We start from the raw sequence: 24,609 nt of genomic DNA, 5'->3' as shown, positions 1-24,609 counted from the left end.
TGTACTAAGTCATCTTTTTAACTCTTTTATGGACGAAACTGGCATGATGAATCCTGATCGTTACGCAGAAATAATGCAGCTATTCCTGATAACGAATTCTTACGAATAGCGCCAAGAAGTGGTCAGATAAGAGACGGGGGGGAGCAGCAGCCACGGTAACTCATTGCTTTTGGGGTCCCCTGCATGATCAAAAAAACATCCGCAGGATCATGATCGAAACAATCCCAACCAGTACAGTTCCTAGCAAACTCCGGGTCTTTATAGCGATCCAAAAAGTAGGGATTGCCGCAAAAAGCTCAACGTTATTAGCTATAGGTGAGAATTTTCCATCATTTAAGAGGATCTCCTGACCTATTAGTGCCGCCATAACAGAGATAGGAACATAATTTAACCAGCGCATTCCCCATTCAGGCAATTCGAATCGGCTTAGAATCATTAATGGAGCCACCCTTGGAATGAAGGTTACCAAAGCCGCCCCTAGAATAATCAAAAATACATCCCATCTCACTTCCATTTTTCAAGCACCATCCCTACTGTTGACGCAATGACCGTTGCAATAATGACACCCACACTACCGGAGAATACGAAGGAGCTAGCTACAGCGATGATTACTGCTAGGATTGCGACAACTAAATCAAGTTTTATTTTATTACGATCAATCATGGAAATAACAAGGATGCCAATGAACATGGCAGGTAAAGCAAACTGTAGACCGAATTGATCTGGATCAGAAATCCACTGTGCCAAAAAAGCTCCTGCTATATTCGCAATAAACCAATTTAAATAGGCAGTGAGATTAAGGCCATGCATCCATTTTTCACTGATTTGTTGCTTATTCACTGTTTGATTAATAGCAACTCCAAAGGTCTCATCTGTCAGCAGGGTTCCAACCAGCATGTTTCTCAGTGGGGTAAGATGCCGGAAATAAGGTGACAGAGCTGCACTAAGCAAAATATGACGAAGATTCACGATAAATATCGTAACGATAATAGCAACAGGTGAGCTGCTTACAGCTATCATTCCAGCAGCTATAAACTGTGCTGAACCGGCATAAAGCATCAGACTGATCAAGGCAATCTCAGCAATGCTTAGCCCGGCTGTCTTTTGAACAACACCTGCTGCAAGTCCAATGCTCAAATAACCTAGTAGTGTTGGAATGCAATCTTTTACCCCTTTAAGGAAGCTATCCTCCTCTTTTGGAGTAGGGATTGTCTCTAGTTGAAAGTTCTCTATACTCATCATAGCCCCCTTGGTTCAAAAAAAGAATGTAGTAGCTAGCATATTACTTCCTAATATATTGATCAACCTATCACCTGATTATCTAGTCTGAAAGTCCTGAATTTGGCTTTATGGAGTTATAGGGTAAACACTTGGTGTACAATTGTCGATATAAGTAAAAGAGTGTGGGGATAAACCACCAAACGACATTATAACCTAAGGGAGAGAACAAATGACTGTGTACAGGAAAATGACGAAAATGCTCCTCATCATGATATTGTTAGCTACTGCGGTTTTTCCGGTAAGTGTCTTTGCAGCTGCCGGCGATATCAACTCGATTGAGTTTGAAAGCTCAGCCAAAGTACAGCTTACGGTTGGACAAACGCCAAAGCAACTGAAGGTATATGCGAATGTGGAAGGGTCCTCCTCCAAAAGAGATGTGACCGGTGCAGTGGTATGGAATTCTTCTAACACTAACGCTGTAAAAGTAGTAAATGGCTTATTGACTCCAATAGATAGCGGAAAGGCTATTATTACAGCTACTTATAATCATGCACTCGCTACTATAGAAGTAGAGGTTTCACATCCGATCAAAGAATTGAAGCTCGAATATAGCTCTGAAGGGAACTATAAATTGGGTGACGAAGAGGATAAACTGTTGGTCAAAGCCAATGCGATTGGTGGCGAAACAGCAACTTCTGCCAAGGATGTAACGGCTGATACCACTTGGAGCAGCTCCAATACAAGCGTATTGACGATTGCAGAAGGTAAAATCACACTGGCGGGTGAAGGTACCTCAACCATTACTGCCAAATACAAGGATCTAACAGCAACCTTTAAAGCTGTAGTCAAATTGCCTTATTCTGAAATTGAGCTTAAAAATGATAAGGGCATCGTAATTAAGGAAATTGAAATGCTCGTTGGCGATAATCCGGTGAAAGTAGCTGCGTTTACCAAAGAGACTACAAAGACGACCGCAAATGATATTTCAGAGAAAGCGGAATGGTCTTCTTCTAATACAACTGTCGCTACTGTAGACAAGGGAGAAATCAAAGTACTGTCCGCAGGAAAAGCTGTAATTACAGTATCTTATCTGGGGATTACACAAACTGTGGATGTATATGTACGTGCTCCTTACGAGGCATTATTGCTTACTCCATCAGGCGATCAATTCTTGTTTATGGGTGAGAGCTTGAACGTTAAAGCAGAAGTTAGAGATGCTGCGAATTCCACTCCGAATGTATCCAGTAGTGCAGTATGGAGTTCGGACAACCAGCTCGCGGCGACGGTTACTGCGGGTACTGATGCTGCAGCGATCACCGCAAAAGCAGTGGGAACATCGGTTATTAAAGCAGAGTACAGAGGGATTAGTAAAAGCTTTAAGTTGACGGTATACCCTACGATTACTGAGTTGGAAGCTGATAAAAAGGAACTGGACATGTACACAGAGGATTCCGTTAGTTTGCCAAAGGTCAACGGAACCAAGCTAGATGGAACGAAGCTGGATCTTAGTCAAGAAATCGAGTGGACTTCTGCCAACGATGAGATCGCCACCATCAAAGATGGCAAGCTCGTTGCTGAAAAGGCTGGTACTGTTAATATTGTCGGCAAAATAAAATCAGAGAATCCTACCTCCTCCAAAGCGGCTATCCGGGAAAAAAGTGTTGTAGTGAGTGTTACAGTTAAAGATAAGGTTCATATTTTGCTCGGACCAGAGGAAAACGTTGTGATTGTTACTGGTGAAGAGAAGGCTGTTCCTGAAGTCAAAGCTGTGATGGAAAATGGGAATGAACTCGATGCTACAAGTACTATGGAATGGGAGATTACCGGTACGAATGCAATTATCAAGACAACCTCATCCGGCAAGGTAATCAAAGGGCTGGTGAAGGGTTCTGCCACTTTAAAGGGAACCTACGCTAATAAGACTATTAGTATCCCGGTTACTATTGAACAAAAGGTTACTAAAATTGTTGTAGAACCGAATGCAATTGAATTGAATATTAAAGGTTCTAAATCCATAAAGGTAACGGCTTACTACTCTAATGGTAAGACGGGGAATATCTCCAGCAGCATGAATTGGGAGTCCTCGAATGAAGCAGTTGCCACGGTTAAAAGTACATCTGTTAAAGCCATAACAGAAGGAACTGCGACGTTATCAGGTTCTTACCAAGGGCTCGCTGCTAGTGTCAAAATTAATGTAGTTCCTAAGCTAATGAAGTTGACTGTCAACGAGAATAGACTGAAGATGGCTCCGGGAGCTGTTCAGAATGCAGTTGTGATTGCGCAGTATGATACGGGGAAGACCGCTATTGTTACGGGAAGTGCGGCGTGGACTAGCTCTAAGCCTTCTGTAGCTAGAGTATCTGCTAGCGGCCAGATTGTAGCTGTGAGCAAAGGAACGGCATCCATTAAAGGAAAGATTGGCACCAAGACAGTGACGGTAACCGTTACTGTGAAATAGATAAAGCAAATCACATAATAACTCTATAAGTGGTCTGGGTCTGCAAAGCCAACATTAATGTTGCTTTGCAGATTTTTTTATTTTAATCTATATTAATTCCGACTATTCCGATGTATAATTACATAAAATAAAAGAGAAGCGTTGGGGGAGATGAAAATATGGCAAAACAAAAGGTGTTATCGATTAAGACGATTGTTGCGATTGGTATCGGTTCTGCTTTATTCGTTATTTTGGGCAGGTTCGGTTCGATTCCATCCGGAATTCCAAACACTAACATTGAGACTACATACGCTTTACTGGCATTGTTTGCACTGTTGTACGGTCCGTTTGCCGGATTACTCATTGGCCTGATCGGACATACACTGAAGGATGCGATTTTTTATGGTTCCCCTTGGTTCAGTTGGGTGATCGCTTCTGGAATTGTTGGGCTCGTTGTTGGTCTGCTTGTGGCTAGAATTGGAATTCATGACGGGGAGTTCGGACGAAAGGAACTGATTCGTTTTAATCTGGCCCAGATTGTAGCAAACGCAATCGCCTGGTTCTTAGTAGCACCTGTACTGGATATTCTAATCTATGCAGAACCAGCGAATAAAGTATTCACACAAGGACTTATCGCCGGAGCATCCAATATAGTCACTGTAGCAGTGATTGGCTCACTACTCGCAATTGCATATGCAAAGACAAGAACGAAGCAAGGCAGCTTGACCAGAGAAGCCTGAGTAGCATATAATCCAAACCAAAAGCCGGTGGAGATCACCGGCTTTTTTATGGCTGTAAAACATATAATGGAAGTGAAATTCTTCAAACGAAGCTAAGAGGAAGGTCAAGGATGAAAAAAGCAGTGATTGAATTTAAGGATTTTAGTTTTCAATATCGAGCACAGCAGGAGCCTACACTCATAGATATCAACTTAACGATTGCCGAAGGGGAGAAGGTACTTATTGTGGGACCCTCTGGTTCTGGAAAAAGTACACTGGCTCATTGTATAAACGGACTCATTCCTTTTGCCTATAAAGGTGAAATGTCTGGGTCATTGCGAATTATGGGTCTGGAGCAGAAAGAACTTAGTATTGCAGCATTGTCGGATCAGGTCGGGACTGTACTACAAGACCCGGATGGACAATTTGTTGGATTAACGGTTGGAGAGGATATCGCCTTCAGTCTGGAGAATCACGCGGTTCAACAGGCCGAAATGATAGAAAAGGTAGTGGCTGCGGCAACAGCCGTGGATATCCACGAATATTTAGGAGCGTCACCTCAGGAATTGTCAGGTGGTCAGAAGCAGAAAACAACCTTAGCTGGTGTTCTGGTTGGTAATGTGGACATCCTGTTGTTTGATGAGCCTTTGGCAAACTTAGATCCATATACCGGCACAAAAGCGATTGAGCTTATTGACCGAGTGCAAAAAGAGACCGGTAAAACGGTTATTATTATCGAGCACAGGCTCGAGGAAGTACTTCACCGTGCGGTGGACCGCATTATTGTGATCCATGACGGACGCATTGCGGCGGATATGCCAGCAACTGAGCTATTAAGCACTCGCTTACTTTCAGAAGTAGGCATTCGGGAACCTCTCTATTTAACGGCTTTAAAGTATGCAGGATGTACGATTGCATCAGATATGAATCCACAGCATATAGATGAAATTCGGCTGGACTCTTGCTCCAGCAAGCTTGAGTACTGGTATGATAATAATAATTCGCAGCAGGATAAACGTGAGAGTCTACCTATCCTTGAGTTACATGATGTTTCATTCGGTTATGAGAAGAGCAGACCAGTACTTCATAAACTTAACCTTCTTATTCATAAAGGAGAAATGGTCTGTATAGCTGGGAGAAATGGTGCTGGGAAATCCACGGTATCTAAGCTTATCTGTGGCTTTTATAAGCCCACTTCCGGTTCGATATTGATGAACGGAAGGGATATTGCCAAGGATACGATTAAGGAGCGGGCAGAGCGGATCGGTTTCGTGATGCAGAATCCTAATCATATGATTTCTAAGACGCTTTTATATGATGAGGTTGCGCTAGGCCTTAAATTACGAGGGGTGTCCGAGGAGATTATTCGTGAGCGAGTGCATCATGTTTTGAAAATATGCGGTCTATACGCTTTTCGTAGCTGGCCCATCTCTGCGCTCAGCTACGGTCAGAAGAAACGTGTGACTATTGCTTCTATTATGATCCTGGAGCCGGAAGTGATCATATTAGATGAGCCGACTGCAGCACAGGATTATAGGCACTACAACGAAATGATGGAATTTCTTTTGACGCTTCGGGAACAGGGAATGACGGTCATTATGATTACGCATGATATGCATCTTATGCTGGAGTATGCCGATAGAGCTGTAGTGTTGTCTGATGGTGTTAAGCTTGCTGATGATAGCCCTGAGCGAGTATTAACCAATATAGAAGTAGTGAGGAATGCTAATTTGAAAGAGACCTCACTATTTACATTGGCTATGAGGGTCCAATTGGATCAGCCAGAAGAGTTCGTAAGAAGATTTATTGCATACGACAGGAGGAGCCGGGGCGGATGAAGGCCACAATGTTAACTTTTACGAAGCAAGATTCACCTATTCACCGTCTTACAGGCGCTACTAAGCTGATTTTATTTATAGTGTGGTCTGTGACAGGGATGATTACATATGATACAAGATGTCTAATAGTGATGTTATTATTTAGTTTGATTGCCTTTAGAGTCTCTAAAGTTCAATTTCAGGATTATGCTTTCGTATTATATTTTATCCTGATCTTCTTTGTGCTTAATCATATAGCTATCTTTATTTTTTCTCCTTTGGAAGGTGTAAAGGTTTACGGTTCACGTCATGATATTGTTCATCTTGTAGGTCGGTATACCGTTACATATGAGCAGCTATTCTACCAATTAAATATTGCCCTTAAGTATGCAGTAGTCATTCCCATGGCACTGTTGTTCCTTCTAACGACAAATCCTAGTGAATTCGCAGCGTCTTTAAACCGGATTGGTGTGAATTATAAAATTGCATATTCTGTATCGCTTGCGCTGCGGTACATTCCGGATATCCAAAGAGATTATGAGAATATATCATTCTCTGCTCAGGCACGGGGAATAGACATCTCTCGAAAAGAAAAGCTGCCTAAGCGGCTTAAAAATATCATTTCGATTCTAATGCCCTTGATTCTGACTAGCATTGAGCGAATTGAGAATATTAGTACGGCTATGGAGTTACGTGGCTTCGGAACTAATAGAAAACGGACTTGGTACAGCAGTCGTCCGTTCTCAAGAAATGACTATATTGCTTTAATCTTATTCGCTCTGATCGCAACATCTTCGACGGTAATCACTTTTTACGATGGATCGCGGTTTTATAATATTTTCGATTGAAGTATAATAGTACAGTTGTGGAAAGTTTGGGATCAGGCGTTACAGTATATTGTTACGATTGAAGACGTTTCTCCAGTCTTGACCATACAGGCAGGTAACATAATGGCAGTGCGATTAGCGAGCATACTACGTTAAAAATAGTCTGTGCATGGGCGATTTGTGAGGCGGCTCCTCCGCCAATCCATGCAGCAGTTGCTTGTAGGGGCCCAATAAGAGGTAGGAACAGTAGCGCACCGCTTACATTGAGGACAACATGCGACCAAGCGACAAAGACACCAGAAGACGAGCCACCGATGGAAGCGATGACTGCCGTGACGCAGGTACCGACGTTGGCACCGAGCACGATGGCTATGCCGAGCTCTGGTGGCATGGCACCAGAGGCAGCAATGCCCATGGCCATGGCGATAACTGCTGCGCTGCTATGTAACAGGGCAGTTAGGCAGGCACCAGCGGCGAGTCCCCATAGGGCACTTGTGGTAGCATGATTCAGGAACCAAAGGAATAGGCCACTCTCCTGAAGCGTCCCACCAATGGACTGCATGACTGCGATTCCCCATAGGACTAGGGCGAATCCTGATACAGCCAGGCTGATGAATTGCAGCGGCTCTGATATTTTCCGGCATAGTGCTGCTGCCCGTGATGTATGCGGTAACTCGCCAGCTATAACCGCTGCGGCCCACAGACTCAGTGAGGCAGCCAGCAGTGGCGATGCCATGGAATTGATCTGAAGTCCGATTAACTCTGTGGTCAAAGTGGTGCCGATGTTGCTGCCTAGGATAATGCCAAGTGTACGAGCATAGGTGAGCAGGCCGGCATTCACCATACCGATCGTTAGCACAGTTACAGCCGTGCTGCTCTGAAGCAGGGCTGACAGTACACTGCTTGCGATCAAGCCTTTGATAGGTGTAGAGGTTGCCTTATTCAGGCTTGTAGTTAACAGTGGCCCTGCAAGCTTGGACAACGCTGTTTCCATTAGCTTCATGCCAGCCAGAAAAATGACAAGACCATATATAATAGGGAAAAGCAGATCACGGAACATTGGGCATACTCCTTTGGACGAGGGTTGTACACCAATATATGAAAGTAACGTGTAGGACATGTATAAAATCATTTTTAGAGAAACAGGGAGTTGAAGTCATTGGCATCGGTTATTTTAGAACGCAATCGTAAAAAAAGATTAGAACAGGGCCATCCATGGGTCTACGCAGGTGAAGTTGCATCAGTTGAAGGAAACCCAGAAGCAGGGGGATTAGTAGATGTCCTAAATCATCAAGGCCGGTTTTTGGCCGTGGGCTATTACAATCCAGCATCGCAAATCCGGGTGAGAATTGTATCGCAGGGACCACTGGCGATCATGGATACAGCTTTTTTCGTAGAACGGTTTACGAATTGTCTGCAACATAGAGAACGTTTCCTCCCTGGGGCAGATGCATATCGTTTGGTTTATGGTGAGGCGGACTTTTTGCCAGGGCTTATTGTGGATCGGTTCGGGGATATTCTAGTTGTACAACTCCTTACACTCGGAATGGACAAGCGCCGTACAGAGATTGTTGAAGCACTTGTACAGGTTATGGCACCGCGTGGTATTTATGAACGCAGTGATGTTAGTGTGCGCGAACTGGAAGGGATGGAGCAGACTACAGGTGTGCTGTACGGGGAATGCCCACGTCATGTTACCGTAAGTGAGAATGGCCTTAAGCTGGTAGTAGATATCGAAGAGGGCCAAAAGACAGGCTACTTCTTTGATCAGCGTGAGAATAGAGCATCCATTGCCCCACTCATGAAGGGCTGGGGTGGACGAAGTGGCATTACGCTGCAAGAAATCGAAACAGAAGATGGCTCGTTACAAACTTTGCCGGTAAACAAGAGTGGTAAACACGTAACCTTCCCTTATTGGGATGGTGCTACAGTGCTGGAATGTTTCTCGCACACAGGTAGCTTCACTCTGCATGCTTGCAAGTATGGTGCGAAAAAAGTAACCTGCCTTGACGTTTCAGCTCATGCCATAGAGAGTGCCAAGGTCAATGTGGAGCTGAATGGCTTTAGTGATCGAGTGGACTTTGTAGTGGATGATGCTTTTGCCTACCTGCGCAATCAGGTAAAAGGTCTGGAGGAACGTTCGGAGCGGGCGACGATTGCAAGCGGAACGGAATCAACAGTAGCGTCTACAAATGCTAAATCCGGAGGCAAAACAACCAAAACAGATACCTCCAAGCCGATGACAGCAGGTGGAGGTAAAACTTGGGATGTAGTTATCCTAGACCCTCCAGCGTTTGCGAAAACTAAAAGTGCAGTAGCAGGTGCTTGCCGTGGTTACAAGGATATCAATCTACACGGCATGAAGCTGGTGAACGAAGGCGGATATTTGGTTACTGCAAGTTGTTCTTACCACATGCAGCCGGATCTATTCCTTGAGACGATTGCCAACGCAGCTAAAGATGCAGGTAAAGTATTGAGACTTGTGGAATGGCGTGCCGCAGGCAAAGACCATCCGCAGATTCTAGGCGTTAACGAAGGACACTATCTGAAGTTTGCGATTTTTGAAGTGCGGAGTAAGAAATAAGCTGGCTCTTCATATATAGGCAATGGATTTTAATCCGTAAAGGGAGTCTTCGATCGAGGCCTCTTTTTACGGATTTTTTGCTGTGTTCTAAGAAGAGTAGGATTCGGGATTAACAAGGTATGTCCGCTTAGTCCGATGAGTTGCCAAAACAGCACGAAATTCATGAATAGCGACTCCTGAGTCCGAATGTAATCCAGAAAGTATAAGCCGCTGTTTTCCATTACAAGACGGATATTTTATCGGTTATAGGCCGGTAGAATAGTCGAAAGGGTAAGACCAGAAGTTTCAAAAGTGAAACTTCTGGTCTTACCCTTTCAATATTGTATCTGACTTCATACGAGCTAATATTTAACTACTGGCTACTCAGAAAATTGTAAGGTAATATCGCCGTTATTTGTATAAGCAGATAATTTTTTCGAACCATTCTCTTTATTGGCAGGCAAATTGCTATCTCCTTTCTTTACCTTGCTTAAGATCGCGAAATCATCATATGACCCTGAAATTGAACCGCTAATATTTCCGTTTTTTGTTTCAAGGGTTATAGCCGTCCCTACATTCAATTTGTCCAGTTGGATATTTCCGTTATTTATGTTTACTTCCACTGTCCCTAAAAACACGATTGTTGGTAATACAATACTTTCATTTGATGTTTTTAAAGTCAAATTTTTTAAAGTTGCATCAGGTATCGATACCTGAATAGTTCTGGTTACTTGCGAGCCTTTTCCTCCGATATAGTCGTTCCATTCCTTATTACTGTCACTTACCATTGACAGTTCTTTATCGTCAGATAGATCAATCTTGTAAAAATCTTTCTCACTTTCATAGTAAACAATATGAATTTGTTCATCTTTAGATTGGAGTATATTTATTTTTTTGTCCTTTACATCAATTGTTAAGGTATCAATCTTTTGGGCAGGTATGGTGTAATTTTTTTCCTCCATGGAAGTGGAGTCGGAGGAACATCCTGCTAATGATATCAATAGTGTCACCAATATGCCTATAGTAGTTAGTAATTTTTTTGCAGTACTTTTCATTATAAAACGCTCCTTCGTTAAATCATTTTTCTTTTAAATATAGCCAGTCCTACGAATGCCAATCTTAAGCTGCTATGCAGACAAATTCCGATATGCAACAAAGGATAATCCTTTGATACATGATTTAGTTCTTCATATTTGCCTTCCTCTCTGGTAATAAATTCATTTTGTATTTCGTTGCGTTTATCAGTCGCATATGTTTTAATCATCATAAACTTTTGTGTTACAAAAAGGTCAAGAGGGTAGATATGAACAACTATTTTACAATTAAGCAAGCAGCAGAGATCGTAGAGATGACCACTGAGACCTTGCGGCACTATGATCGTATTGGATTAGTCAAGCCATGCCATAAAGATGAATTGTCGGGATATCGATACTATTCCGAGCAGGAGCTCGTAAAGCTGCAAACCATTGAACTGCTCAAAGCAATGGATCTTACTTTAATGGATATTAAAGATATTTTGCAGCAGAATGATCTCTCTAAAGTAATTGCATTTCTAAAACAAGCAGAAAAAAGAGCAGACGATAAAATTGCTCGTCTGCAGTATGCAAAATCGAAAATTAAACGTGCCTATCTACATTATGAAAATAAGTTCCACGACGGCTATAGTCAAAGTGAAAATTACTTTGTAAGACACATAGAGGAAAGGGTAATTATGCTTTCGAATAAAATGGAAAGCCCCACACTTAAGAATTTATGGGACTATCACAGACATTTCTATCAACAAATTGAAACGTCTCTGCATTCACAATTTCTGTTTGAAGATATGGCCGGAATGTTCACGACTGAAGGAATAACACGATTATTTGCTGTTTGCTTGAAATATCCGTCTTTAGAGGGGCTGACTGTGCTACCAGAAGGGGACTATCTGTGTGCAATTTGTACCGAAGAGAATAAGAATGCTGTATTACAAAATTTACTTGAAAGGGCAAAGACGGAATACGATGTGTGTCCAGAGTTTGTTCTTCATAACATTATTGTGACTGGAATATTGCAGTGGGATTATCAGATACAACTGTTCATTAAGAAACGCTCATGTTAGATTAAATACAAAGGAAAAGGTTTAGGAAAAGAAAAATGTTGATTGAAAGTCGCTAATTTAGCGACTTTTTTTGATTAAGGAATCATGTTTCTTGCCCCTGACTGAGGACAAGAACGTTATACTTCGCCGATTACTAAACAGCAAGTCACCACAATACGTTAGTTGCTGTTTACTTCGTAGCTTTTTTATTGTAAATCATTAGAAAATACTAGCAAACGCATGTTCTGATTTGTGCAGCTATGTTATACTGAGGGGACGAGGAACGACTGAACTTTTTCATTTGAACATTATCAAACGGTGAGTATTTCACCTTGTTTCATATACATTTTCTCCGCTACGGAAGGAGTCTATCATTTATGACGGTAACCTTTTTACTAGGCCGCTCTGGTAGTGGCAAGACAACAAAAATATGGGAGTCTATTTCTTCTTCATTAGAGAAGGAGCCTCTTGGCGCGCCGATCATTATTCTTGTACCGGAACAAGGTTCCTTTGGAGCAGAACGGGGGCTTTTGACCGTAGGGAATGTGAAGGGAAGCATTCGGGCGCAGACACTGAGCTTTTCTCGGCTTGCCTATCGAGTGAAACAGGAAACTGGAGGCAGCGCTAGTCTGCCGATCAGTGAAGAAGGTAAAAAGATGTTGATTTACAAAATCATAAGTCGCCGTAAAGAGGAACTGAAATTGTTCGGTGCCTCTGCCGACAGACCGGGTTTTGTGGAACGGTTGAATCAACTGCATACGGAGATGAAGCGTTGCTGCTTGGCTTCCTCTGATTTAGATGAGCAGTTATCCGCAATGCGAGGCGCTATTGCAAGAAGTCCTATTCTTGAAGGCAAGCTGGATGATTTACAGCTGGTATTCAGCGATTTAGAGAAGGAAATGTCACGCCTCTATATCGACGAAGAGGATCGTTTAGCGGAACTAGCTGAGCATATTCCTGATTCCTCTTACATTCGCGGGGCGGAGATTTGGGTAGATGGGTTCCACGGCTTTACCCCGCAGGAATTCGTAGTGCTTCGAGAATTGATGCAGCAAGCATCGAAGCTGACCGTGTCCCTTACACTTGATCGTTCGTATCCCTATGGAGATCAGTTGAATGAGCTTGAATTGTTTCACCCAACTGCGGTTACTTACATTAAACTGCGTGGAATAGCTGAAGAGCTAGGCATTGATGTGTGGGACGAGCTTCTGGAGCCAGCGGTTCTTCCGCGTTTTGAAGAAAGTCCTGTTCTTGCTCATCTCGAAAGGGGATATGACCGCCGAAAGGTCTGGATGGGTGCAGATGAACTGGCAAATGAAGCGATATCTATAGGCGCAGCAGTTTCTCATAGAGCAGAGGTTGAGGGAGCACTGCGTGAAATGATCAGACTGGCGCGAGATGAAGGTGCAAAATATGGTGAAATGGCCGTATTGATGCGTAATATTGGAGATTACGAGCAACTGATTAAACCGTTGTTCCAAGATTACGGAGTACCTTTTTTTCTGGACCAGAAGGTAAATGAGCTGCACCATCCATTGGTAGAGTTTGTACGCTCCGCATTGGATGTGGTGCGTCGACGCTGGCGCTTCGAGGATGTATTCCGCTGTGTAAAGACAGAGCTTTTGCTACCGCTGGACGGTAGTATTACGCGTGAGGATATGGACGCCTTAGAGAATTATGTGCTGGCTTGTGGGATTCAAGGGTATCGCTGGACGGATGGCCGTTCATGGAAAGGGATTCCTAGCTTGTCGCTGGAAGGCGGCAGACAGATGGATGAAGAACTGCTTGCTACAATGGAGCGATGCCGTGCTAGTATAACGGGTCCTCTATTTGCTTTTGAGAAACGGATACAGAAGAGTAGAAGCGGCCTTGAACTATGTACCGCAGTGTACAAGCTGCTTGATGAGACGGATGTTGCCCGAAAGCTGGAGAAACTTAGTGTCGGTGCTATGGAGAAGGGGCAACCCGAGAAGGCTAGAGAACATAGTCAGCTGTGGGGTGCAGTGCTTGATCTGCTAGATCAGATCGTCGAGATGATGGGCAACGAGAGACTTGAATTTGATGTGTTCACCGGAGTCCTAGAGACAGGACTTGCTGAGCTTAAGATGGGACTTGTTCCTCCCGCGCTCGATCAAGTACTGGTTGGTAACATGGATCGGACTCGACCAACGGGAGTTAAATACGCTTTTTTGCTTGGATTTAATGAAGGTGTTGTGCCTGCGCAGTTTAAGGAGGATGGAATTCTCTCGGAAGGCGAACGCTCTGTACTTGAGAACGCCGGTATGGAGCTTGCTCCTGGTGCTTCTCGTAAACTGCTGGACGAGCGGTTTTTGATCTATAATGCGCTAACGACAGGAAGTCGAAAGCTCTGGATTAGCTTCGCCACTGCTGATGATGAGGGTAAGGCGCTCCTTCCCTCTGAGGTAATCCGTCATTTGCATAGAATGTTCCCAAGGGTTCATGAGCACAGCTTGGCAGCACTTCCCCCTGCAGGACTACCAGAAGAAGTCAGAGATTCCATTCACCTCGGTTACATTGGTCATCCAGAACAGAGTCTTCGTGCATTGATTATGCAGCTACGCCAGTGGCGCCAGGGGACGGAGATACCTGAATTATGGTGGGATGTGTATAACTGGTTCGCTGCTGATGATATTCGTAGTCTCGAATTGAAACGTCTGCTCAGTTCATTGTTCTACCGTAACGTGGGAACGAAGCTAAAACGTGGAACAAGCCTTAGATTGTACGGTGGATCGACACTGCGAGGCAGTGTGTCCCGGATGGAGAAGTTTGTTGCTTGCTCCTTCTCCCATTTTGCATCTTACGGACTTAGACTGAAGGAACGCCAGCTATATAAGCTGCAAGCACCTGATATTGGACAACTGTTCCATGCTGCGTTAAGTGACATGGCGGTAAGACTGAAAGAAGAGGGCCGCGGCTGGGGAAGCTTGTCTCCTGAGGAATGTCAGCGTGAGGCAAGTGAGACGGTAGAACGTTTATCGCCGATGCTGCAGGGTGAAATTCTGATGAGCTCTAAACGTTACGGATACATCTCACGCAAGCTAAAAAATATTGTTGGACGTGCTTCTGTAATTCTGGGCGAGCATGCCCGCCGAGGCAGCTTTGAGCCGATAGGGCTGGAGCTGGATTTTGGACCGGATAAGGAGTTGCCTCCTTTAAGAATTACGCTGCCGAATGGCTGTGTGATGGAGGTTGTTGGACGGATTGACCGTGTAGACATGGCCCGTGGAGAGAATGGAATTCTTCTGCGGGTGATTGATTATAAATCGAGTCAAAAAGACCTCAAGCTGCATGAAGTGTACTATGGATTATCGCTACAGATGCTGACCTATCTGGATGTGCTGCTTACGTACTCGGAGCAATGGCTCGGGCAACCGGCGCTTCCAGCAGGGACACTGTATTTCCACGTACATGACCCACTGTTAACCTCATCTAACGGGATGAACAAGGAACAGGCAGAACAAGAATTGCTGAAACGCTTCAAGATGAAAGGACTGCTTACAGCAGACCGCGAGGTAGTATCCCTGATGGATACGACTTTAGACAAAGGGTATTCTTCTATCGTGCCTGTAGCAGTAAAAGCTGATGGCAGTTTTTATAGTAGTGCTTCTGTAGCTACACCAGAGCAATGGGGACACTTATTATCATCCGTTCGGGGAACGATCTCGGATATCGGGACACGCATTACGGAAGGTGATGTGGCGATTGAGCCATACCGGATTGGGCAAGAGACAGCCTGCACATTCTGTTCCTTTAGACCCGTCTGCCAGTTCGATGAAGCCGTGGAAGGCAATGGCTACAACAATCTGGGTAAGCCAGGGAAGGACGTTATTTGGGATCTGCTGTCCCGCAAAGGAGGAACTACACCGTGAGTATGAAGTCTGAAATAGAAGCGAAACCGGAAGGAAGCATATGGAGTGATGACCAGTGGCGCGCCATCGCTGAGAGCGGTGATGATATCCTCGTTGCCGCGGCGGCAGGTTCCGGTAAGACAGCGGTACTTGTAGAACGGATTATTCGCAAAATCAGCAAGGAAGAGAATGGCTTTAGCGTAGATAGATTGCTTGTAGCTACGTTTACCAAAGCTGCTGCTGCCGAGATGCGCCAGCGGATTAGGGAAGCACTAGATCGGGAGCTTGAGGAGAATGGAGAGAATGACCATTTACGCCGTCAGCTGTCGTTGCTCGGGAAAGCCTCGATTACAACACTACACTCCTTCTGTCTGGAAGTGATCCGGCGTTATTATCAGATTATTCCTATAGATCCTGGTTTCCGTATCCTGAACGAACATGAAGCAGAGATGATGCGGCAGGAGCTGCTTCAAGAGCTGCTGGAGGAAAAATACGGTGAAGTAGGTGAAGATGGCGCGGATAGTGTATTTGTACAGCTTGCTGACTGGTTCAGTGGTGAACGCAGCGATGATGCGGTACATGCGCTAATACAGCGACTGCATGATTATGCCCGCAGCCATCCTTGGCCAGAGCAGTGGCTTCGTGATACCGCAGCTGATTTCTCATTACCAGACACAGATAGCTTAGGTCGAACTCCTTGGGTGCTAAGTATTCTTGAAGAAGCGAAGCTGACCCTTGCGGGTGCAGCCAGTCAGCTTATCCAAGGCCGGGAGATCGCGCTACAGCCGGGTGGCCCGGCGCCTTATGCCGAGAATTTGACGACTGACCTTGAGATGGTAAATGCATTGCAGGAGGCTGTGAATGAACGGCCATGGGCAGAATTATATGATATTTTCATGGAAGTATACTTTGGAAAATTGAAAGCTTGTAAGAAGGATTCGACAGATCCTGGACTGCAGGAAATGGTTAAAGAACTGCGCGATAGTGTGAAGAAGAGTATTTTAGATCTTCAGAAGGCATTGTTTGGCCGTCCTGCAGAAGTTTTTTTGAGAGAACTGAACGAGGCGGCTCCTCTTATGGCAGAGCTTGCTGAGACGGTGATAGCGTTCGGTGAACGTTATCGAATCGAAAAAGCAGGACGGGGTCTCGTCGACTTTAGTGATTTGGAGCATTATTGTCTGCAAATTTTGCGCCATCCAGATTCTCTACCAGGCCATTCCCTGCCTTCTGATGCAGCGATGGAGTACCGTGCCCAATTCGATGAGGTTCTGTTAGATGAATATCAGGATACGAATAGTGTGCAAGAAGAGATTGTGCGGCTTATCTCCCGCGAAACACCTGGTAACCGATTTATGGTCGGAGATATGAAGCAAAGTATTTATCGGTTCCGTCTGGCAGAGCCGGGGCTGTTCCTGGATAAATACCGTAGCTTTGGCTCTAAGAATGCCGGAGGTGGCAGTAATACAGTTGGCGAATCCGAGTTAAGCGAGTTATCTGAGAAGCCTAATGAATCGTCCGGCGGTTCGGTTATCGATCTAGCCCGTAATTTCCGTAGTCGTATGGAGGTTGTAAATGCCGTAAATATGATTTTTCGGCAGATTATGAACGAGACAGTGGCGGAGATTAATTATGACGAACGTGCTGAGCTTGTGTATGGAGCGAATTTCCCGGGTGCAGCAGAGAAGGGGCCAGATACTTTTTTTGCACCAGAGCTATTATTGATCGATCGCGGAGCGGCAGCAGGTAAAGTAGAAGAGACTGAGGACGGTGAGACTCCACTTCAGGAAAGCGAAGCTATTGAAAGTGAGACTGCGCAACTGGAAGCACGGGCGATTGCTCGCCGCATTTCACAGATGACTGGCCTGAATGGCGGATCTCCGCTGCTGATTTATGATAAAGGGCTTAAGATTATGCGCCCAGTGATTTATGGTGATATCGTGATTTTGCTTCGTTCGGCGAGAATATGGACCCCTTTAATTATTGAAGAGCTTCGGATGGAGGGAATCCCTGCTTACGGAGATCTGAATAAAGGCTATTTTGAAGCTACAGAAGTAGAAATTGCACTCTCACTCTTAAAAATAGTCGATAATCCTCAGCAGGATATTCCACTCGCTGGTGTGCTTCGTTCACCTGTTGTTGGTTTAACTGAAGAGGAACTGGCTAAAGTTCGGATGTACAGCCATGGTTCTTTCTATCGTGCTGTACAAATGGCAGCGAACATGCAAGATGCAAATGAAGCTGAGGAAGAATACGATCTTTTCTCGGCTCATGTGATAGAAACAGCAAGTGCAGCGGAAGAGAAAGTTACCTCAGATAATAATGATGAAATCATTAATGAGGTGGAATCTGGAAGTGGAGCTTTACCGCAAATCAGCCAAAAGCTGAAGCATAAGCTTAAGAGTTTTCTAGAACGGCTTGAAAGCTGGAGAGATGCGGCTAGACAAGGCAGTCTCAGTGAGCTGATCTGGCGTATTTATGGTGAGAGCGGCTATCTGGAATGGGTTGGAGGCTTGCCTGGAGGCTCACAGCGACAGAACAATCTTAAAGCTTTGTATGATCGGGCTGTTCAATTTGAGAATGATACTGCGGCGCGTGGGTTGTTCCGTTTTCTGGTGTTCATTTCACGGCTTCGTGAGAATGGCGGAGATCTTGGTGTAGCTGGTGTTGGCGGCGAAGAGGGCAATGGGGTCAGAATTATGACCATCCATAAATCCAAAGGCTTAGAGTTTCCTGTTGTTTTTATAGCGGGTATGGCGAAGCAGTTTAATCGACAGGATTTGCATTCTCCTTTCCTGATGCACAAAGAGCTTGGCTTCGGGCCACGTTTTGTGGAGCGGGAAACACGGGTCAGCTACCCAACGCTTCCTTATTTGGCTATTAATCGTCGTACACGACTTGAATTATTGGCTGAGGAAATGCGGGTATTATATGTAGCTTTAACTCGTCCGAGAGATAAGATGATTCTAGTCGGTACCGTAAGAGATTTACCACGGAAAATTGCTAGCTGGAGCAGTGTGCAGAATCGGGATGAGCTACTGCTTGCTGATCATTTACTAGCCCGGGGTCGCAGCTATTTGGACTGGGTTGGACCGGCATTGATCCGGCATCCGGCGGCGGCTATTCTTCGGAAGCTAGGCGGCTCTGAAGGCACAGTCTCGACAGTGCTGCACAACGATGTCTCGAACTGGAGCATCAGTGTGCAGAATGCTTCCGAACTGAATTCCGGGGCGTTTCTTCCTTCGGATAACTCAGAGGACAAAGCAGAAGAACGTCAATCTATACTCAAGGCGCTGCAAAAAGGTGAATCTGTAAGTGTCTATGGATCAGTGAATAGCGATGAAATTGCTAGAAGACTAGAATGGCCCTATCCGTTTGCGGCTGCCTCTGGTATTCCGGCCAAAACCTCTGTTACAGAGTTGAAATCTTTGTTGTCGATGCAGGACCAGCCTTCTTATGATCTTCTAGAGGAAGGTGGCTATCCTGTCACCTCAACAGAAAACAATAAACGTACAGATGTGGCAGGAGCAGACAGTCTGCATTTGCGGCGTCCGAAATTTATGGAAAAGCGCAGTCTAACCCCAGCGGAGCGTGGGACAGCCTACCATACGGTTATGCAGCATATTCCGCTGGAGGGTTCTGTTGATCCTAAAGTTGTGGAAGAAACATTAGCCCGTTTGCAGAGATTAGCTATTCTAACTGCTGAGCAGGTGGAGGCGGTATCCCCCGATCAGATAGAGACTTTTTATACGAATGAGCTTGGTCGTAGATTAATAGATTCTTCTTGGAAGCTTAGAGAAATGCCGTTCAGTTATATGCTTCCCGCAGGTGAGGCTTATGGAGGGCTCGATTATATGAATAAAGCCGTCACAGAGCTAAGCCATGGAAATAATAATGAAGGCTTTAGTGAAGGAGTGCTGATCCAAGGGGTCATTGACTGCCTGTTCCGCGAAGAGGACCGGATTATTCTGTTAGACTATAAGACGGACTCTGTTTTAGAACATCAGGGTGGGTTAGAAGCGCTTAAGGAAAAATATCGTTTTCAGCTAGAGTTATACAGCAAGGCATTACATGATATTTTGGGAGAACCGATCAGCGAGATTTGGCTGTACTTTTTTGACGGCGGACATGCTGTGAAATTATAAATCTATTCATTACCGCATAGGAGCGGAGAAAGAGGACGAAGATGCGGATATTGCATACGGGAGATTGGCACCTCGGCCGAACGCTGGAAGGAAGAAGCCGGCAGAAGGAGCAAGAGCAGTTCATAGATGAACTGGTGGAGATCGCCGATTTTCATAAAGTGGATTTGATAATGATGGCGGGAGATGTGTATGATTCCGTTAATCCACCAGCGGCTTCAGAACAACTATTCTATGAGGCTGCTGCAAGGCTGACTTCAGGGGGCAGGCCCCTTGTTGTAATCGCCGGAAATCATGATCAACCGGAGCGCGTATCTTCAGTCTCACCGCTTGTATTAAGGCAGGGGATTACATTAGTGGGGCTTCCTACCTCAGTGCCAGTGACTGTTCATGCTGTACGCACGGGTGAGATCGCCAAAATCGCAGCTCTTCCTTATCCCTCCGAGGCGCGTCTCGGTGAACTGCTTGCAGGAGATAGCGGAGAAGAGGAGCTTCGACTGGCTTATAGTGCACGGGTTGGCAAGCTCATGCAGCTGTTGGGACGGGAATTCACGCCGCAGACTGTAAATTTGGCGATGAGCCATATTTATGTGCTTGGTGGTGTGGAAAGTGATTCGGAACGTCCAATTCAAGTGGGCGGAGCGTATACCGTTGATCCTTCTGCTTTGGCTTGTGGAGCGCAATATACTGCACTAGGTCATCTTCATCGCGCACAACGTGTCAAAGGGGAAGGAATGATCCGTTACAGCGGATCTCCGCTGGCATACAGTTTTTCTGAAGCAGGACAGGCTAAATCGGTGACGCTGATTGATGTTGCGCCGGGTGGTGAGCCAACCTTTGAAGAAATCTATCTTCGCTGTGGGCGTCCGCTTGTAAGATGGAGCTCCACAGGTGGATTGCAGGAGGTATATAACTGGCTGGATGAAGGTAGAGATGCTTCTGCTTTTATAGATTTGGAGATTCGGCTTAGTGAAGCCATGTCGATGAATGATATTCAGCGCCTGCGCAAATCACGCGAGGGGATCATTCATATTCGTCCCATCTACCCGCAAATGGAGATGGAGCTCGAACAAACTGCCCGTTCACGAATGCCGGTGCAAGAATTGTTCCGTAAATTCTATCAGCGTCAGACAGGTGGAGCGGAACCGGAAGATAAGCTAATAGAGCTGTTCTTACAGCTAACCGAAGAAGAACGGCGTCAGCCGGAGGAAGGAGAGGAGAACTAAGGTGAAGCCTATTCTATTAAAAGTAGCAGGTTTACAGAGTTATAGAGAAATGCAAGAAATAGATTTTGAAAGTCTGTGTGAGACGGGTCTGTTTGGGATTTTTGGACCTACGGGCAGCGGCAAGTCTAGCTTGCTGGATGCTATTACTTTGGCAATGTACGGGAAAGTGGAACGTGCCGTTAACGGAACACAGGGGATTATGAATCACTCTGAAGATTCACTCAGTGTAGCTTTTACCTTTGAGCTCACTTCTTCTGCAGGGGCACGTCGTTATCGTGTTGAAAGGAAGTTCAAGCGGACTGGTGAACAAACTGTCAGCAATACGATTAGCCGTTTCATTGAAATCACACCTGACGGTGATAATGTTATGGCGGATAAGCTCGCAGATGTTACGCGTTGCGTGGAAGAGCATATCGGTCTAAAAATGGATGACTTCACGCGAGCGGTTGTATTGCCGCAGGGGAAATTTGCCGAATTCCTATCGCTTCGTGGCGTAGATCGCCGGCAAATGCTGCAACGCCTGTTCCATCTGGAACAGTATGGCGATCAGCTGGCAATTAAGCTTAGTCGCCGGGTGAAGGAGAATGAGGCTGCGCTCCGCGCGCTGGAAGCGGAGCAGCAGGGTCTTGGCAGTGCAGGCAAAGGTGATGTAGAGGCAGCGGCGGAGCGCCTCGAGCAGGCCACCCTTTATGCTGCGGAATGCCGCCGAAAGCTGGAGGCGGCGCTGCAGGTCTCGGAGCGTTTCGCGCGTATACGCGAGCTCCAAGAGGAACGGACCCGCCGCGAGTTACAGCGGCAGGGGCTGCTCGCCAAGGAGGAGGAGATTCTCCTCCTTGAACAGAAGCTCGGCCAAGCTGACGAGGCCGAGGCAAGGCTTCCCGCGCTGAAAGCATGGCGCAGCGCGGAAGAAGCCTTTAAGAGCCGATTGGCCCGCGCGGAGGGCCAAGAGGTGATGGCCGCCGCCGCCGAGCAGGAGGCGGCGCGTGCCGCTGCCGTCGCGGCTGCTGCGCAGGCCGCACTTGCGGCGGAAGAGCCGGCCCTCCGGGAGGGGGTTGGCACCTACCGCCGCGCGCTCGAGCTCGAGTCCGAGCTCGGCGGCCTACGGCGCGAACTCGCGGCTCTGGGCGAGCGCCGCGAAGAGGCCTCCCGCAAGCTAGCGGAGCTGCGGGAGGGCATGGCCCGGGAGCGTGAGCTTTTGGCCAAGGGCCAAAAGCGCCAGCAAGAGCTGCAGCAGAGCTTGCAGCCGCTCGGTGTCCGCTCCCAGGAGCGGCAGTCTCTGCAAGAAGCGATGCAGAGACTGCAAGGGCTACACTCCGCCGAATCCCAGTGGGATAAGGCGGAGAAGGAGCGCCGCGAGCGTGACGCTGCACTCGCGGCTGCGCAGGCGAGACTCGCGGAGGACGAGGGCCGTCGCGAGCTGCAGGAAGCTGCTCGCGGGCAACTGATCCGCGAGGCGGCGCTGCATCAAGAGAAGCTGCTGGCGACAGAAGAAGCTGCGCGTACCACAGCGGAGCGTCTGGAGCAACATGTCAGCTCTTTGGAAGAGGCTATGAAGGATCAAGAGCTTCACAGATTGTCGTTAGCACTAGCTAAGGAGCTGGAAGAAGGACAACCCTGCCCTGTATGCGGCAGCGAGCATCATCCTGCACCTGCATTATTGCAGGATAGCTTAGAGCAACAAGAACTGGAAATGAAGCTTCAGCAAGTTCGAACATTGTCTAGACGGGCTTTGGAAGCTCGTCATCTGTTCCGTGGTCTTCGCGAACAGGATCAAGTATGGCTGGAGCAGGTATTTGGAAATGAAGTCATCGAAGCGGCAAATCACCCTGCAGCTGCAGGTTCAGAAGTAAGTAGTGCAGTTACTTCCACCGATTTAATCATTCCAGATGAAAAAGCCTTGGCAGAACTTGAAGCTGCACATTTGGGATTAAAAGGACAGTCAGGTGAAGTACGCCGAACTGCGGTACAGTGGCAGCAATCGATGCAGGAGGTCCAGCAGCTGTGCCTCAAAGAAGCGGCAGCTGTCGCAGGTGAACGGAGCTGGGTAGAAGGAATTGCTGCCAAAGCTGAGGAACTCAGCGCCCAGCTAACGGCTCTACGGCAGAACTGGACACAGCAGTTCCCGGATATGGCACCTGGAGAAGTGGAACAAGCTTACCGTGATCTGTTAGCTAAGGATGCACAAGCTGAAGAAATTAGATCTCGACTTGATATCAGTGTCAAGTTTCTGGAGGAGAAAAGTGCTTCAGTGCAGAACCTTCAAGAGACCATAACGGGGGTGGATAAAGAGCTGGCTCAGTGGATCACACAGATCGAAGGCAAGGAAGAATTGCAGCGTGAAAAAGAACAGCGTCTACTGGAGTGGACGAATGGTCGTGCTGCTGCTCCTCTTCTAGCGGAATGTGAAGGACGTCTGCAGGAATTGTTAACTGATCTGGAGACAAGCAAGCAGTCACATCTCGCAGCGGCGGAGAAGGCTCAGCATGAGGTTAAGGAAGCAGCGATTACTCGCCAGGCTGCGGAATCTGCGCGTGAACATTACGTAGCAGCTACCAGTCATTGGGAACAAAGCTTGGCTTCTTCACCGTTTAGTTCAGCCACTGAGGTTGAAGGAGCAGCGCTCACATCCGAAACAAGGGAAATGGCTTATTCCCGAGTACGTGCTCATCGTGCCGAAGAAGCTGAGGTCTCGTTGCAACTGCGTAATATTGAAGAGAAGCTTGACGGAGCCAGCTTAAGTGAAGAAGAATGGCAAGAAAGTCAGGGGATCTTAAGAGAAAGCAAGGCTGAGGATGAAGTATCTCTTCAGGCAAGAGCACGTGCAGAGCGTGATCTGGAGGACCTGCGGCATCGACATATTCGCTGGATGGAGCTTGAAGCTAAGCGGATTGAGCACGCATCTATGCAAGATCAACTCTCCAAACTACAGACGGTCTTACGTGGGAACGCCTTTGTTGAGTACATTGCTGAGGAACAATTGATGCAGGTGTGTCAGTCCGCTTCCCAGCGGCTTCGATTCCTGAGTAAGCAGCGTTATGCATTGGAGGTTGATTCGGGTGGCGGCTTTGTGATCCGTGATGACGGGAACGGCGGGGTGAGAAGACCTGTCTCAACCCTGTCTGGTGGAGAGACCTTCCTAACATCCCTTTCGCTGGCACTTGCTCTTTCAGCTCAGATCCAGCTGCGTGGGCAATATCCGTTGCAATTTTTCTTCCTAGATGAAGGGTTTGGTACTCTCGACCCAGAGCTGCTGGATACAGTGATTACTTCACTTGAAAGGTTGCATAATGACCAGCTGTCTGTCGGTATTATCAGCCACGTTCCAGAGCTTCGTGCAAGGTTGCCGCGCAAGCTGGTGGTAGTTCCTGCTGAACAAGGTGGAGGGGGATCGCGTATCCTTTTGGAAAAAATGTGAAGCATTTTAAACTGTGTGATCGATATCACAGATACAGCATCAACGCGCTGTTATAATACAGCTAAGCCGACATTACTTTAGAAACACCTCGGCGGACGTATGACCGGGAATGTACTCCTTTTCATACGTCCGCCGCCGAATCAGCTTTATAAGCTGTGAAGGGTGTTTCTCTTTTTTTGCCTTTTTAGGCCCTACGGGTATATATATAGCTCAACTTCATTTGTAAACGGATTTCATTCTGTAATAGATACAGTTTTAGAGTGTGGATGTTGAATCTTCTAGCGTCTTTCGTAATTGGT

Annotated in this window: 14 protein-coding genes; 10 read left to right on the top strand and 4 right to left on the bottom strand. The window is 46.4% G+C overall.

The features are described from left to right. Nucleotides 1-187: 187 nt before the first annotated feature. Nucleotides 188-514 (bottom strand): AzlD domain-containing protein, encoded by a 327-nt coding sequence (locus tag NSS87_RS24030; RefSeq protein WP_042190979.1) that lies wholly within the window; start codon nucleotides 512-514, stop codon nucleotides 188-190. After that, nucleotides 505-1,239, bottom strand: coding sequence for an AzlC family ABC transporter permease (locus NSS87_RS24025; protein WP_076284796.1), 735 nt, complete (start codon nucleotides 1,237-1,239; stop codon nucleotides 505-507). The genes NSS87_RS24030 and NSS87_RS24025 overlap by 10 nt, the downstream gene beginning before the upstream one ends. A 211-nt stretch (nucleotides 1,240-1,450) precedes the next feature. Between NSS87_RS24025 and NSS87_RS24020 the strand changes: the two genes are divergently transcribed. The 4 genes from NSS87_RS24020 to NSS87_RS24005 all read left to right on the top strand — a co-directional run bounded on the left by NSS87_RS24020 (nucleotide 1,451) and on the right by NSS87_RS24005 (nucleotide 7,042). Beyond that, nucleotides 1,451-3,679: a hypothetical protein gene (locus tag NSS87_RS24020; protein ID WP_339243210.1), complete on the top strand. Its 2,229-nt coding sequence runs from the start codon at nucleotides 1,451-1,453 to the stop codon at nucleotides 3,677-3,679. A 158-nt stretch (nucleotides 3,680-3,837) separates the two neighbouring features. Next, complete coding sequence (locus tag NSS87_RS24015; RefSeq protein WP_042190972.1) at nucleotides 3,838-4,398, top strand: ECF-type riboflavin transporter substrate-binding protein; 561 nt, start codon at nucleotides 3,838-3,840, stop codon at nucleotides 4,396-4,398. Nucleotides 4,399-4,508: 110 nt separating this feature from the next. After that, the gene (locus NSS87_RS24010) at nucleotides 4,509-6,215 is read left to right on the top strand and encodes an ABC transporter ATP-binding protein (protein ID WP_339243207.1); all 1,707 of its coding nucleotides are present in this window, start codon (nucleotides 4,509-4,511) and stop codon (nucleotides 6,213-6,215) included. Next, a complete protein-coding gene (locus NSS87_RS24005) occupies nucleotides 6,212-7,042 on the top strand; it encodes an energy-coupling factor transporter transmembrane component T (protein WP_339243205.1) in 831 nt (276 codons plus the stop codon). The genes NSS87_RS24010 and NSS87_RS24005 overlap by 4 nt, the downstream gene beginning before the upstream one ends. A gap of 52 nt (nucleotides 7,043-7,094) precedes the next feature. On the opposite strand, the gene NSS87_RS24000 is transcribed toward NSS87_RS24005, so the two are convergent. Next, on the bottom strand, nucleotides 7,095-8,081 hold the full coding sequence (locus tag NSS87_RS24000; RefSeq protein ID WP_339243204.1) for a Na/Pi symporter: 987 nt from the start codon (nucleotides 8,079-8,081) through the stop codon (nucleotides 7,095-7,097). Nucleotides 8,082-8,180: 99 nt separating this feature from the next. Here NSS87_RS24000 and NSS87_RS23995 point away from each other — a divergent pair, with 99 nt between their 5' ends. Further along, nucleotides 8,181-9,605 carry a class I SAM-dependent rRNA methyltransferase gene (locus tag NSS87_RS23995; RefSeq protein ID WP_339243202.1) on the top strand — a complete coding sequence of 475 codons (1,425 nt, stop codon included), beginning with the start codon at nucleotides 8,181-8,183 and terminating at the stop codon, nucleotides 9,603-9,605. A 359-nt stretch (nucleotides 9,606-9,964) separates the two neighbouring features. Here the strand turns inward: NSS87_RS23995 and NSS87_RS23990 are convergent, their stop codons facing one another. Then, nucleotides 9,965-10,639, bottom strand: coding sequence for a DUF4097 family beta strand repeat-containing protein (locus NSS87_RS23990; protein WP_339243200.1), 675 nt, complete (start codon nucleotides 10,637-10,639; stop codon nucleotides 9,965-9,967). A gap of 248 nt (nucleotides 10,640-10,887) precedes the next feature. Here NSS87_RS23990 and NSS87_RS23985 point away from each other — a divergent pair, with 248 nt between their 5' ends. The 5 genes from NSS87_RS23985 to NSS87_RS23965 all read left to right on the top strand — a co-directional run bounded on the left by NSS87_RS23985 (nucleotide 10,888) and on the right by NSS87_RS23965 (nucleotide 24,310). Beyond that, on the top strand, nucleotides 10,888-11,682 hold the full coding sequence (locus NSS87_RS23985) for a MerR family transcriptional regulator (RefSeq protein WP_339243198.1): 795 nt from the start codon (nucleotides 10,888-10,890) through the stop codon (nucleotides 11,680-11,682). Nucleotides 11,683-12,038: 356 nt separating this feature from the next. Then, nucleotides 12,039-15,551 (top strand): helicase-exonuclease AddAB subunit AddB, encoded by a 3,513-nt coding sequence (gene addB / locus NSS87_RS23980; RefSeq protein ID WP_339243196.1) that lies wholly within the window; start codon nucleotides 12,039-12,041, stop codon nucleotides 15,549-15,551. A 2-nt stretch (nucleotides 15,552-15,553) separates the two neighbouring features. Continuing rightward, nucleotides 15,554-19,672 carry a UvrD-helicase domain-containing protein gene (locus NSS87_RS23975; protein ID WP_339248657.1) on the top strand — a complete coding sequence of 1,373 codons (4,119 nt, stop codon included), beginning with the start codon at nucleotides 15,554-15,556 and terminating at the stop codon, nucleotides 19,670-19,672. 41 nt (nucleotides 19,673-19,713) lie between these two features. Further along, entirely contained in the window at nucleotides 19,714-20,895 is a 1,182-nt protein-coding gene (locus tag NSS87_RS23970; protein ID WP_339243193.1) for an exonuclease SbcCD subunit D, read from the top strand. Nucleotide 20,896: 1 nt separating this feature from the next. After that, nucleotides 20,897-24,310, top strand: coding sequence for an AAA family ATPase (locus tag NSS87_RS23965; RefSeq protein ID WP_339243191.1), 3,414 nt, complete (start codon nucleotides 20,897-20,899; stop codon nucleotides 24,308-24,310). The last annotated feature ends 299 nt before the right edge of the window (nucleotides 24,311-24,609 follow it).

The organism is Paenibacillus sp. FSL F4-0243, assembly GCF_037963295.1.
Classification (GTDB): domain Bacteria; phylum Bacillota; class Bacilli; order Paenibacillales; family Paenibacillaceae; genus Paenibacillus_AQ.
The sequence above is the reverse complement of the archived record's forward strand: the minus strand, read 5'-3'. Positions and strand labels throughout refer to the sequence as shown.